Annotated in this window: 12 protein-coding genes; 6 read left to right on the plus strand and 6 right to left on the minus strand. The window is 65.5% G+C overall.

All coding sequences use genetic code 11. From position 1 onward, the window contains the following. Window positions 1-91 precede the first annotated feature (91 nt). A protein-coding gene (gene prfB, locus MXAZACID_RS03620) for a peptide chain release factor 2 (RefSeq protein ID WP_144052640.1) occupies window positions 92-1,223 on the minus strand; the annotation gives its coding sequence in 2 pieces (ribosomal slippage) (window positions 92-1,153 and window positions 1,155-1,223; 1,131 coding nt in all). 76 nt (window positions 1,224-1,299) lie between these two features. Between prfB and MXAZACID_RS03625 the strand changes: the two genes are divergently transcribed. Beyond that, the gene (locus MXAZACID_RS03625) at window positions 1,300-2,769 is read left to right on the plus strand and encodes a glycosyltransferase family 39 protein (protein WP_240376512.1); all 1,470 of its coding nucleotides are present in this window, start codon (window positions 1,300-1,302) and stop codon (window positions 2,767-2,769) included. A gap of 99 nt (window positions 2,770-2,868) precedes the next feature. On the opposite strand, the gene MXAZACID_RS03630 is transcribed toward MXAZACID_RS03625, so the two are convergent. Next, complete coding sequence (locus tag MXAZACID_RS03630) at window positions 2,869-3,831, minus strand: succinylglutamate desuccinylase/aspartoacylase family protein (RefSeq protein WP_008492724.1); 963 nt, start codon at window positions 3,829-3,831, stop codon at window positions 2,869-2,871. Window positions 3,832-3,915: 84 nt separating this feature from the next. On the opposite strand from MXAZACID_RS03630, the gene MXAZACID_RS03635 reads away from it, so the two are divergent. The 3 genes from MXAZACID_RS03635 (at window position 3,916) to MXAZACID_RS03645 (ending at window position 7,925) form a co-directional block, all read left to right on the plus strand. Next, entirely contained in the window at window positions 3,916-4,845 is a 930-nt protein-coding gene (locus tag MXAZACID_RS03635; protein ID WP_008492725.1) for a mitochondrial fission ELM1 family protein, read from the plus strand. Between the two features lie 3 nt (window positions 4,846-4,848). Next, window positions 4,849-6,735 carry a hypothetical protein gene (locus tag MXAZACID_RS03640; protein ID WP_008492726.1) on the plus strand — a complete coding sequence of 629 codons (1,887 nt, stop codon included), beginning with the start codon at window positions 4,849-4,851 and terminating at the stop codon, window positions 6,733-6,735. A gap of 335 nt (window positions 6,736-7,070) precedes the next feature. Then, window positions 7,071-7,925, plus strand: coding sequence for a hypothetical protein (locus MXAZACID_RS03645; protein WP_008492727.1), 855 nt, complete (start codon window positions 7,071-7,073; stop codon window positions 7,923-7,925). A gap of 150 nt (window positions 7,926-8,075) precedes the next feature. Here the strand turns inward: MXAZACID_RS03645 and MXAZACID_RS03650 are convergent, their stop codons facing one another. The 4 genes from MXAZACID_RS03650 to MXAZACID_RS03665 all read right to left on the minus strand — a co-directional run bounded on the left by MXAZACID_RS03650 (window position 8,076) and on the right by MXAZACID_RS03665 (window position 11,123). Beyond that, entirely contained in the window at window positions 8,076-8,645 is a 570-nt protein-coding gene (locus MXAZACID_RS03650) for a lipocalin family protein (RefSeq protein ID WP_008492728.1), read from the minus strand. Window positions 8,646-8,712: 67 nt separating this feature from the next. Beyond that, complete coding sequence (locus MXAZACID_RS03655; protein ID WP_008492730.1) at window positions 8,713-9,474, minus strand: arginyltransferase; 762 nt, start codon at window positions 9,472-9,474, stop codon at window positions 8,713-8,715. 34 nt (window positions 9,475-9,508) lie between these two features. Beyond that, a complete protein-coding gene (locus tag MXAZACID_RS03660; protein ID WP_008492731.1) occupies window positions 9,509-9,967 on the minus strand; it encodes an RDD family protein in 459 nt (152 codons plus the stop codon). Then, window positions 9,933-11,123 carry a glycosyltransferase family 87 protein gene (locus MXAZACID_RS03665; protein ID WP_008492732.1) on the minus strand — a complete coding sequence of 397 codons (1,191 nt, stop codon included), beginning with the start codon at window positions 11,121-11,123 and terminating at the stop codon, window positions 9,933-9,935. The genes MXAZACID_RS03660 and MXAZACID_RS03665 overlap by 35 nt, the downstream gene beginning before the upstream one ends. A 49-nt stretch (window positions 11,124-11,172) precedes the next feature. Between MXAZACID_RS03665 and MXAZACID_RS03670 the strand changes: the two genes are divergently transcribed. Next, complete coding sequence (locus MXAZACID_RS03670; protein ID WP_008492733.1) at window positions 11,173-12,027, plus strand: alpha/beta fold hydrolase; 855 nt, start codon at window positions 11,173-11,175, stop codon at window positions 12,025-12,027. Between the two features lie 73 nt (window positions 12,028-12,100). After that, a complete protein-coding gene (locus MXAZACID_RS03675; RefSeq protein WP_008492734.1) occupies window positions 12,101-12,967 on the plus strand; it encodes a YihY/virulence factor BrkB family protein in 867 nt (288 codons plus the stop codon). Window positions 12,968-13,021 lie beyond the last annotated feature (54 nt).

The following is a 13,021-nucleotide window of genomic DNA, read 5'->3' on the forward strand; positions in this document are numbered from 1 at the left end:
CGTGCCGCCGCCCCCGCGTTTTTTGCCGCTTTTTTTGAAAAAAAGCGGCGCAAAAAACTTTTGCAAATGAAAGGGGCCTTTCGGCCCCTTTTTAGTCCGCCATCGCCGAGGCTTCGGAGCGCGTGGCGCCCACGCGGGCCGCCAGCGACGAGGCCAGGAACGGGTCCAGGGCGCCATCCAGCACCGCGGCCGGGTTGCCGCTTTCGTGGTTGCTGCGCAGATCCTTCACCAGCTGGTACGGGGCCAGCACGTAAGAGCGGATCTGGTGGCCCCAGCCGATATCGGTCTTCGCCGCCTCGGTCGCGGCGGAGGCGGCTTCGCGCTTCTGCAGCTCCTGCTCATACATCCGCGCTTTCAGCATGTTCATCGCGGTAGCGCGGTTGCGGTGCTGGGAGCGGTCGGTCTGGCAGGCGACGACGATGCCTGTCGGGATATGGGTGATACGGATCGCCGATTCGGTCTTGTTCACGTGCTGGCCGCCGGCACCGGAGGCGCGGAACGTGTCCACTTTCAAGTCGGCCGGGTTGATCTCGATCTCGATCGTGTCATCGACCACCGGATAGACCCAGACCGAGGCAAAGCTGGTCTGGCGCCTGGCATTGGCATCGAAGGGCGAGATGCGCACCAGCCGGTGCACCCCGGCTTCGGTCTTCAGCCAGCCATAGGCGTTGGTGCCGAAGATCTGGATGGTCATGGATTTGATCCCGGCCTGTTCGCCCTCGGATTCCTCCATGATCTCGGTCTTGAAGCCCTTGCGTTCGGCCCAGCGCAGATACATGCGCGCCAGCATCTGCGCCCAATCCTGGGCTTCGGTGCCGCCGGCGCCGGCATTGATTTCGATGAAGGCATCGCGGCTATCGGCCTCGCCGGAGAGCAGGGATTCGATCTCCTTCTCCTTGGCGGTGGCGGCCAGGCGCTCCAGCGTGGCCAGGCCATCCTTCACCATACCCTCATCGCCCTCGGCCTCGGCCAGCTCGATCAGCTCGAGCGTGTCCTTGGTTTCGGTTTCGATGGCGTTGACGCCATCGACCATCGAGGCGAGGCGGTTGCGCTCGCGCATCACCGCCTGGGCGGCCTCCGCATCGCTCCAGAGATTCGGGTCTTCGGCCCGGTGGTTCAGCTCAGCGAGCTTTAGGACTGCGGCATCCCAGTCAAAGATGCCTCCTCAGCAGGGCGACCGAGCGGCCGATCTGCTCATTCAGTTGGATGGATTCAGCGGACATTGCGCGGATATACGCGCATGGCAGGGGAATTGGTAGAGGCTTGCCAAGCCGGTCTCCGGTTGCGATGCAGGCGCGCATGAAATCCGCCCTGCTGGTCGTCCTTACCGCGCTGCTGTTCCGGCTGATCCTGGCCGCCTTCTCCGGGCTGGGGATCGATGAAAGCTACATGGTGGCGGCGAGTTCGCATTTCGCCGCCTCCTATTTCGACCATCCGCTCGCCTCCTGGTGGCTGGAGCTGGGGGCGCGGCATCTGTTCGGGTCGGCGGCGCCGATCGTGGTGCGGCTGCCCTTCGTGCTGCTCTCCGGCGTTGCCTCCTGGCTGCTCTATCTGGTCACGGCGCGGCTGTATGGGGTGAAGGCCGCGTTCTGGGCGGTGCTGGCCTACAGCCTGTCGCCGGTCTTTTCCCTCGCCTTCGGGAGCTGGGTGCTGCCGGATGGGCCGCTGAATACGGCGCTTTTGGCGGTCCTCTACGCGCTGATCCGCGCGCTGGGGCTGCCGGAGGGCAAGCCGGCGCCGCGCTGGTGGCTGGCGGCGGGGCTGTTCGCCGGGCTGGCGATGCTCTCCAAATATAGCGCGGCCTTGGTGCTCGTGGGCGCGGCGCTGGGCGTGCTGCTGGACAAGGTGGGCCGGCGCGAGCTGGCGCGGCCCTGGCCATGGCTGGGGGTGGTGCTGGCGCTGGCCCTGTTCGCGCCGGTGGTGGTGTGGAATGCGCAGCATCATTGGGCGAGCTTCGGCTATCAGGGCGGGCGGGCCGAGGGGGTTCGGATCAGACCGCTGATGCCGCTTTCCATCTGGGGCGGGGAGGCGTTGTTCGTGCTGCCCTGGCTCTGGGCGCCGATGGTCTGGCTGCTCGTTCGTGCTTTTCTGGCCGGTGCGACGGCGCGGGTCTCCTGGCTGCTGGGCTGGGCGGCGATCATTCCGGTGCTGCTATTTGCCGTGGTCGGGTTTTGGTCCTCCACCCATATTCTGTTTCACTGGGCCGCACCCGGCTATCTGATGCTGTTTCCGCTGCTGGGGGACTGGGCAACGCGCCGGTCGGTTCGGATGCTGCGGATTGTGGCCGCCATCACTGGCGGGTTGCTGGTGGCGGCGTCCTTGATCATCGTGGCGCTGGTGCAGTTCGGGCTGCCGCCTTTGCTGGCGCATAGCTTCAAGCCCGGCAAATCGCCGATGTTGCAGGCGGTGGACTGGACCAGCATCGGCCCGGCGCTGCCGCCGGGGATCGATGCGATCGCCGCGCAGCGCTGGTTCGATGCCGGGAAGATCGGCTATGCGCTGCGCCGCGACGGGATCAAGCTGCCGGTGACAGTGTTCGGGCCGGAGCCGCACCAGTTCGCGTTCACCACGCCGCCGGCAAGTTTGCTGGGCAAGGATGTGCTGATCATCGCGATGCCGGGCGCGTTGATGCAAACTTACGAGCGTTTCGCACCAGATTTCGCGAGCCTGAAGCCGGGGCCGGTATTGCCGGTGCTGGATCACGGCCAGATGCTGCTGGCGATTCCGACATTCATTGGCGCCGATATGAAGAAGGCGCCGCAGGCGTAAAAATTTTTGGGGCTGTCCCTGATCACTTTCAGGCTAATACCGTCAACGCCTCGAAGGATCGACATAATGTCCCGGTAAATGAAGATCTGGGACAGCCCCTTATCTTACCGGCCGCGCCAGCCTTACCGCCGTATGCCCGTGGCTGACCTTCAGGCTCGGCATGATCATGATCAGATCATCCTCCGGCGTGCGGATTTCGGCATCGCCGTCATGCGCGATCAGCGTCCCCGCCTGCGCGATCACCTCGCCCCCGACAAAATCCCGCACGAAGGCAAACCGGTTGGTCCGCGCGGTGATCACGCTCACCACCTCGGCGAAGTGCGATGATGGCGTCGGGGCCGGCCCCTCGATCATTCCGGCATGGCGCAGCAGCGCCATCACGCTCGCCCGGCTCTGCGCCACCGCGCTGTGGCGCCAATGCGGCCCGGCCTCCACCAGCAGGCAGGCCGCACCGTTGGGGCTGGTCTCGGTGAAGCGGCCATAATCGATCAGCCTCTTGCCGCCGGCATGGCCGGTATCGGCCACCACCAGCCCCGGCGTGCCCACCGCCTGGCCCAAAGCCCGCCCGCGTGGCCCGGCGCCGCAAAGCAGCACCGGATTCGAGGGCCAGAGCATGGAATGCAAATCCAGCAGCATGTCGGCCGAATCGATGATCGGCTTGATCTCCCGCGCCCGGTCCAGCTCCGCCGAGCGGCGCACCCCGAACAAGGCGAAATCATCCCAGACCCGGTTCATATCCTCTTCGACATAGCGCGAGGCGATCGGGTTGGCGGCATCGAAGCGGGCATAGGCGGCGAGATTGGCAAAGCCGAGCGTGACCTTGCCGCAAAGCGGGGTGAAGCCGCTCTCCAGCAGCTCCTTCAGCACGATGGCGCCGGCGAACTCATTGCCGTGGATTAACGAAACCAGCACCACATGCGGGCCGGGGCGGCCGGAGTCGCGGCAGGTGAAGCCTTGCACCCCGGTATTGCCCTGCAAATGGGCGGATAGATCCGGCGGCGGAATGTCCACCGTGAAGAAGGGCAGGTCATTCGGCAGGGCGGAGGCGGAGCCTGTCGTCATGAACAACACTCTAGCGAAGCCGGAGGCCGGCGCAATCCGGCCGGGTTGACGGGCGCGCGCGCACCCCGCAAAGCCCAGCCTATCATGCTTGACGCGCGCATCATCTGTACCGATCTGGCCGGGCTGAAATCCCAGGCGCTGGGGCTGGCCGAGGCGGCCGGGCTGGCGGCGGAATTCCGGCCGCTGCGCTTTCGCACCCCCTGGGCGCATATCCCCACCAATTTCTGGTTCAATCCGCGCTGGGCGGTGGCAGCAGAGCTGTTCGCGGGGCCGTTGCCGCCGGTGGTGATTGGCGCCGGCGGGGCCGGGGCGCGGGTGGCGGCGGCACTGCGGTCACGTGAGGTGAAGGCGGTGTGCATTCAGCATCCGCGCATGGCGCTTTCGAAATTCGATGCGATTCTGGCCGGCCGGCATGACGGCATCGAGGGGCCGAATGTCATCGTCACCCGCACCGCCCTGCACCGCGTGACCCAGGCGCGGCTGGCGGCGGAGCGGGACATCTGGGCGCCGCGCTTCGCGCATCTGCCCCGGCCTCTGGTCGCGGTGCTGCTGGGCGGCTCCAACGGGCGCTATAAATTCGAGGCCGCCGAGGGCCTGGCGCTCGGCGCCCAGCTGGCGGCGCTGGCGCGGCAAGGGGCGGGGCTGATGATCACCCCGTCGCGCCGCACCGCGCCTGAGGTGGTGGCGGCCTTGCGCGCGGCGCTGGAACCGCTGGGCGCCTGGATCTGGGATTTCACCGGCGAGAACCCGTATTTCGGCATGCTCGCCTGCGCCGATGCCATCATCGTCACCGCCGACAGCGTCTCCATGGTCTCCGAGGCCGTGGCCACCAGCGCGCCGGTCTTGCTGGCACGGCTGCCGGGTAAGTCCGCGCGCATCGGCGCCTTCATGGACGCTCTGGTACAGGATGGCCGGGTGCGGGATTTTGCCGGGCGGCTGGAGCTGTGGGATACAGCGCCTCTGGATGACACGGAATGGGCGGGCCAGGAGCTGCGCCGGCGCCTCGGAGTTTAGTGAATGCTGGATATCGAGACCTTCGACAATCTGCGCGGCGGCAATGTCGTCTATAAGGCGCTCTCGCATCCTTTGGCCGCCAAGGCGCTGGCCGCCCTCGCCGCGCGCGCCGGGGCCGTGGCTTTGTTTGACCCGGACGGCATCGCCGGGCCGCTATTGGCCCTCTGCCCGGATTTCGAGATCGAGGGGCTTTATGTGCAGGACACGCTGGCGCTGGGCCAGCCGCGCGCAGGATATATCGCCCGGCCGCTGACCGAGCTGCCGCAGGCGCGGGTGAGCACGGTGCTGCTGGCCGCCTTCGATGCCGCCAAGCGCGCCCAGCATCTGCACGCTTTGCTGCCGCCGGGTGCGGAGCTGGTGACGCTGGATGCGGTGAAGCTGCCGGAAGCGTGGCTCTCCGAGCCGAAGCGCTATCTGGAGCCGCGCAATTTCGCCACCAATTTCGTGTTTTTCCGCGATGATGACCGCTTCGCCACCCGCCTGACCACGGCCAATTACTGGGCCGGCTATGGCGCGAAGGAGGTGCTGTTCCAGCATATTCTGTTCGGCCAGGGCGGGCAGGTTCTCGCCGAATGGTCGCAGCGCGCGCCTTCCGGCACCGGCGGCTATGTGCTGGACAGCCGCGAGATCCGCGCCCGCTTCGGGCTCAAGCCCTTCACCGGGCAGCTGTTCATCCACGCCATCGGCGTCGCCGGGCATGATGTGGTGAAATACGCGCTGGATACCTACGCCACCGATAACGGCGCCTCGCTCTCCTGCACCCATGACGCCAATGCCTGGCCCTCGGCGCGTTTCGCCGGGCTGCCGGCGCCGCGCGCGGATGAGCGGGTGATCCTCTGGATCCAGAACAGCCACGCCGTGCCGATCCCGGCCGGTGATTTTGCTTTGGACCGCATGGGGGCGGATGCCCCTGTGGCGCTGGAGGAGGAGATCCCGCCTTTCGCCACCCGCGCCTTGGACGTGGCCGAGCTGTTTCCGGATCTGCGCTGGCCCGCCCAGCTCGAAGTTCGGGCCGGCCGTCATGTGGTGCGCCCGCGCTACGAGGTGGTGCGTGAGGGCCGGACCCGTATCGCGCATGTGAATGTCGAGCGGGCGGACCTCAAGCCCGACCCCGGCATCAAAACCCTGCATCCGGCGATGGGGCGTGGCTTTCTACTGCCCTTCCCGATTTTGCCGCGCGGGCGGTTTCGCACCATCGCGCTGCCGACCCCGATGGTGGAGGCCGAGCGCGACATGCCGTTGCGCCTGGATGTGTTCGCGCCGGATGGCGGCAAGGTGGCGGAGCGGTTTCTCGGCCGGCTGCCGCGCGATCATGATTTCGCGGTGGATCTCGACGATGTGCTGGCCCCCGACGCGCTGCCCGAAGGCGGCCATGCCGAGCTGGTCTATGATTTTCGCGAGGGCGGCGAGGCGGATGGCTGGTTGCACGCTTTGTTCCGCTTTGAGGACCGCGCCAATAATCATGCGGCGGAGAGCAGCTTCGGCGCGCATATTTTCAACACGCTGATGGTCTATAAGAACGAGCCGCAGAGCTATACCGGCAAGCCGCCCGGGCTCTCCACCAGGCTGTTCCTGAAACTGGGCTTTGGCGGGCGCGAGAGTTTCTGCGTGCTGATCTACCCGGCCTCCGGCCCGTGGTTGGAAACATCTAGCACGGTGCTGGAACTCTATGATGGGCAGGGGGTGAAGCTGGAGACGGCGCAGCTCGCCATCGCCTGTTCCGGTTCGCATATCGTCAGGCCAAGCCAGCATTTTTCGGAAGCTTCGTTGCGCGCGGCGGGCGAGACCGGCTATGTGCTGATCCGCGATGTCACCTGCCGGCTGTTCGGCTTCCATGGGTTGGAGGATGCGTCCGGCGGCTTTTCGCTCGACCATATGTTCGGCTTCTGACAAACAGCTCAAAAATAATTTAGCAAAAGTTTTTTGGGTGCAGCCTTTTTTACAAAAAAGGCTGCAAAACGTTCGGGCGGACGCAAGCAGCCGTCACGCCAGCGGCCTTTAAAACCGAACCGCCCACCCAAATCACGGCCGCGCTAACGCCGCCATGTCATTCGCGTCATCTATGTAATCTTCGCTTGAAGCAAAGCGCGTGGGGCCAAAATTCTGCCCGGTAACAATATCTGCTCAAGGGGGTTTTGCAATGCCGTATATCCTGCTCTGGCTGCTTGGCATTCCGCTGCCGATCATCATCATCCTGCTCCTGCTCTTCCACTGAGGAGATCGCAATGAGCGAGGTTTACGCAACGCCGGTTGAGGCGGCGGCGCCGGTTTCGAGCCAGTCCGCTGTTTCCTGGGCGGCGATTTTCGCGGGCGGTGTCGCCGCCGCGGCGATCGCCATCATTCTCACCATCCTTGGCGCCGGTCTTGGCCTCGCTTCCGTATCTCCCTGGGCTGGCCAGGGTGTTTCGGCGGTGGGCTTCACCATCATGGCGGCGGTGTGGCTGATCATCGTGCAGTGGGTGGCGTCCTTCTTCGGCGGCTTCATCGCCGGGCGGCTGCGCACCAAATGGGTGGCGGTGCATACCGATGAGGTCGGCTTCCGCGATACCGCGCATGGCTTCCTGGCCTGGGCGGTGGCGCTGCTGATCACGGTCGGCGCGCTGGCGATGGCGGGCTCGAACGCCGTCCGGCTGGGTTCCGATGCGGCCTCCAAGGCGGCGGATACCAAGATCGCCCAGACCTATTATCTGAGCGAGCTGCTGCGTCCCGCGGCGTCGGGGAGCGGCGGTACGGCTGCCGGGCTCTCCCTGCCGGGCATGACACCGCAGCAGATCCGCGACGATGCCAGCGCGGTGTTGACGCAATCCGCCGTCACCGGCAACGCCCCGCAAGCCGACAAGGATTACCTCGCGACGCTGGTGATGGCCGCGACTGGCATGGATCAGGCGTCCGCCCAGGCCCGGGTGAATGACGTGCTGACGCATGAGCAGGCGGACATCACCAAGGCCAAGCAGGTGGCCAATGCGGCGCGCAAGAGCGCGGCGGCGGCGGCGATCTACACCTTCTTCTCGGCGCTCATCGGCGCCTTCATCGCCGCTGTCGCGGGGGCAATCGGTGGGCGCATCCGGGATTGGTATTAAAAGTTTTGCTCAAAACGGGCTGCAAAACGCTGGGGTGTTGGCACTGCCGGTGCCACACCCCAAACGTTTGTGGGGACTTTTTGAAAAAAGTCCCCACACCCCCAAAAACTTTTGCGAACAAAAAGCCGCCTCTTGCGAGGCGGCTTTTTGTCAGGGCTGGCGGGTTATTACCAGCTGGTTGGTGTTGTAGCCCAACGCCGCCACGCGGTTGATCAGCATCCGCAAGGCCGCCGCATCCGGATGGGGGTTGCGCGCCAATATCCAGAGATATCGCCCGGACGGGTCACCGACGATCGACCAGGCATAATCCGGCGCATGGTCCAGCACCCAGTAATTGCCGAAATAGAACGGGCCAAAAAAACTGACCTTCAGCTTGGCGCCATCGGAGCCGGGAACGATTTTGGCGGTGCCATGCGCCACCTGTTCCTTGCCGTCCGGCTTGGTGCAGCGATTGACGATGGCGATCTTGCCGTCCGGTCGCAGGCTGTAATCGGCGGTCACCGCGTCGCAATTTTTCTCGAAAGACTGGTCATAGCGCGCCAGCTCATACCAGCGGCCGAGATATTCATGCAGCGCGACCGGCTTCAGCGGTTCGGGCACATGCGCATTGCCGACCGGAGGGCGCGTGTAAAGCGCGGCGCAACCGGCCAGCGCCAGCACCGGCAAGGCGATAGCGGCAACCCGCAACGCCGTGGAGGAAGATGAGCGGGACCCCGCCATGGAAAATCACCCCTTTTGCAGTAACAGAGATCAGATGGGGGCGATGGGCAGGGGCGTCCAGCCCGGATCAGGCGGGCTGGGAGATCATGCAGGCCGGCAGCGTGGCGGCCTCGCCCAAGGCGCGCCACACCCCGCCGCGCAACACCTCGCTGGGGTGGAACTTCGCCTTGTAGGACATCTTGCGGCTGTCCTCGACCCAATAGCCGAGATAGACATGCTCAAGGCGCAAACTCACCGCCCGGCGCGCCAGCCAGATGATGGCGTAGGTGCCGAGCGAGCGCGCGTTCATCTCAGTTTCGAAAAAACTATACACCGCCGAGAGCCCATCCCCCAGCCGGTCGGTCAGGCAGGCGCCGACCAACTGGCCGCTGGGCAGGCGGAATTCCACCAGCGAGGTTTCGATCGGTGTGTCCTCGACCATGGCACGGTAATCATAGAAGCTCATGGTCGACATATCGCCATCGCCATGCCGTGCCTGCTGATAAGCCTGGAACAGCGCATATTGCTCGGCGGTGGCCCGCGGCGGCATTTCCTGCACCAGGAGATCGGCATTGCGCTTCTCGATGCGCCGCTGGGTGCGGTCCGGCTCGAATTCATGCGCGCGGATGCGGATCGGCACGCAGGCATTGCAGCCGGCGCAGACCGGCGCATAGGCGATGTTGTGGCTGCGCCGAAAACCGCCCCGGCTCAGCCGGTCATGCAGTGTCTCGGCAGACACGCCCGCAAGCTCGGTCACCACCTTGCGCTCCGTCCGGCCCGGGACATAAGGGCAGGGCAGCGGTGCCGTGGTATAGAAGAAATGCGGACGTCTGGCGGGCTTGAAGCTCATTCGGATGATATGTTTGGGTCTGGGAGTGTCCGCGTCAATAAGGAATTTGCGCAACACGCATCAGGGTCAGGCCGCTGAGCATGTCATGCGCCGCGCGCCGGCGCGGATTGAGGAAGGCGAGCAGGAAAGGCAGCCCGGCCAGTGCGAAGCTGAACCAGAGCAGCAGCGTCCAGACAAAGGCCTGGGCCAGGCTGGGGGGCGCCAGGGTCGCGTCCTGGCGGACGACGATGCCGGTGAGCCGCTGGCCCGGCGTGGCGCCGGTGCCGCCGATCAGCAGCGTGTAATAGACGAGGGGCAGCCAGGGCAGGATGTGAAAGGCGATCCAGCCAAAGCCGAAGGTGAGCACCCCGAAGATCGCGATGGCGAAGACCATCGCCCAGCCGAACAAGGCCATGCCGATCATATCGAGCAGCAGGGCGGCGCAGCGCCGGGTGATGACGCCGTGGAACAGGGTTTGTTCAGGCGAGGGGGGGTAGTAAAGGGTCTGGCTCATGGTTTGAATCTGCGCCGTTTCGCGCCGCGAACGCAAGGGTGATGATGCCCGTCAGGCATGCGGCGAGCAGCGGCGCGTCGATAAAGGCCCGGTGCCAGGGCGAGAGCAGCAGCAACGGCGCCAGATAGGTGGCCATTCCCGCCGCCACCCAGCCCGTCCCCGGCCGTGCCTCCAGCGCCAGCGCGAGCGCGGCCACCACGGCGATGCTGTCATAGGCATAAGCATGTGGCTGCGCCAGGAAGCCCGCCACCAGCGTCACCGCCACCGCCAACCGGTAGGGCGCGCACCGGGCTGCCCAGATCACCACCCCGGCCATCGCCAGCGCGCACAGCATCTGCACCGCCCAGGCCAGGCCAATGCTCCCACCAAGCGCGACGATGTTGGCGGACGGGGTGATGAGGATGTTGAGATTGAGCGCTTTGGCGGCGTGGAAATAGCTGTCCTGATAGGCCGGCAATGTCCGCCACCAGAGCCGCCAGAGCCGCGCCGGATAGATCACCGCGCTGGCGCCGTTCAGCACCAGAGCGGTGAGGCAGGCGGCCAGAATGGCTTTGACCTCCCGGCGCGCCAGCAGGAAGAACGGCAGCATCACGCCCAGTTGCGGCTTCAGCGTCAGTAGCCCGAACCACAGCCCGGCCAGCAGCGGGGCGCGCGGCAGCGCCGCGAACCCGGCCAGCAACAAGGCGGTGGTGAATAGGCCGGTCTCGCCGGTGGCCAGGCACAGCAAGGCCGCCGGACTGGCCAGCAGCGCCGCCAGCACACCGCCTGCGCGCCCGGGAAAAGCCGCGCGGCAGGCCAGAGCGAGGGCGCCAATTCCCAGCGCCCCCCAGGCCAGCTTGGCCGCGCCGAAGGGCAAAGCCCGCAGCCAGGACAGCGCCAGCAGCAAGGTCGGCGGGTAGAGATAGGGATAGAAGCTGTGAAACCCGGCATAAAGCTGCTGTTCGAAGGCCTGCAGCTGGGCGCTGTCATAAAGCGCCGCCGGATCATGCGCCGCGATGAAGCGCGGATAGGCCCAGAAGGCCATGAAATCGCTGTTCAGCCGCCCTGGGGCGGCGATCAGCGACACCAGCATGAACAGGCTGAGTGCGCCGCATAGCGCGATCATCGCGGTCAGGTAGGGACGGGTGGGGCCGGTTGTGGCGCGCGAACGCATCATCTATGCCCTTAGGCCAGGAATTTGGCGTGGTCGAGAGAAGGAGTAGGGCATGGCGCGGTCGGGGTCGGTCAATTATCTGTTTGGCACGCGCTTCTACAAGATGGCCTTTGTCGAGTTCGGCAACCCCGCCGCCCCGGCGGTGGTCTGCGTGCATGGCCTCACCCGCAATGGCCGCGATTTCGACCAGCTGGCCGAAGCGCTTTCCGACCGGTTCCACGTGATCTGCCCAGATCTGCCCGGGCGCGGCAAGTCCGAATGGCTGCCGGACGGGCTGGCCTATCAGCCGCCGACCTACGTGGTGGCGCTGGCGCATCTGCTGGCGCAGATCAACAAGCCGGTCGCCTGGGTCGGCACCTCGCTGGGCGGCATTTGCGGCATGATGATCGCCGCCGCCCAGAACACGCCGATCACCCGGCTGGTGCTCAACGATATCGGCCCGCATATCCCGGCCGCCTCGCTGCAGCGGATTCGCGATTACATGATGGGCGCGCCGGAGCGCTTCACCTCGGTGAAGGAGCTGACCGCGCATCTGCGCGAGATCCACGCCCCGTTCGGCCTGCTCTCGGACGCGGAATGGGCGCATCTCGGCCGCTTCTCCGCCCGCCAGGTGCTCGACCCGACCGGCGAGGGCAAGACCACGGCGCTGCATTACGATCCGAAAATCATCGACCCGATCCGCGCCACCGTGCCGCTGGATGTCGATATGTGGCCGATCTGGGAACATATCCACGCCCCGCGCCTGGTCATTCGCGGCGCCCAGAGCGACCTGCTGCTGCCCGAAACCTATGAGCGGATGCAGGCCGAGGGGGCGGAGGGCTATGTGGTGCCCGATGCCGGCCACGCCCCGGCGCTGATGGATTATGAGAGCCAGGCGCGGATCAAGGCGTTTCTGCTGGAAGGCTGAGTCTTCGCCTTACCCGCGGGTTACGGTTTTGTGGCGCGATTGATCGCGCCGCCGCAGGCTTTACATAAAGTCGATGGTTGACCGGATTTTCGACCGCGCGCATGTCCCGCTGGTCAAGAAAGCTTTGATTTTGGCCGTGCAGAGCACCGCCTCCCAGCGCGTGTCGCTGGTCGCGGCGGGCTGCGCGTTTTACGCGACATTGGCTCTGTTCCCGACCATCACCATGCTGATTTCGCTCTACGGGCTGGTGTTCAACCCGGCGACGGTGCAGCCGCAGCTGCATTATCTGCAAAGCTTCATGCCGCCGGATGTGTATTCGCTGATTTCCCAGCGCATCCAGAGCCTGGTTTCGGAGCCAGCCAAGGGGCTGGGGATGTCCTTCGCCATCTCGCTGCTGCTCTCGCTCTGGTCCTCCTCCACCGGCACCAAATCCGTGATCAACGCGCTCACCCTGGCCTATAATGAGCGCGAGACCCGGGGGATGATCAAATTTCAGCTGGTGGCGCTGGGGATGACCTTCATCGCTGTGCTGGGCACGGTGTTTGCCATCGGTTTCCTGGTGGCGCTGCCGGTGGCGATCGCGTTTCTCGGCCTGCCTTCCAGCCTGAAATTCCTTGTCGGGCTGCTCAGCTTCGCGGCGATGATCGCCTTCATCGTGGTCGCGCTCGGCCTGCTCTACCGGTTCGGCCCGGCGGGGAACCGCCGGACCTTCTATGCGCCGGGGGCCGGCATCGCCACAGTGGCGTGGCTGGCGGTGTGCTGGGGGTTTGGGCTTTATGTCGGGCATTTCGCCGCCTACAGCGCCACTTACGGTCCGCTGGCGACGATGATCGGCCTGATGATGTGGTTCTACATCTCGGCCTATGTCGTTCTGTTCGGCGCCGAGTTCAACGCGGCGCTGGACCGGGCCTGGCGCCACCGGCTGGGTGGCGGGCGTTAGAGCATCAAGCTTTTAGCTTGATGCTCTAGGTTTTGTTTTAGCGAGCAATTTCAT

The sequence above is a fragment of the Acidocella sp. MX-AZ02 genome (assembly GCF_000306035.1).
In the GTDB taxonomy this organism is placed as follows: domain Bacteria; phylum Pseudomonadota; class Alphaproteobacteria; order Acetobacterales; family Acetobacteraceae; genus Acidocella; species Acidocella facilis.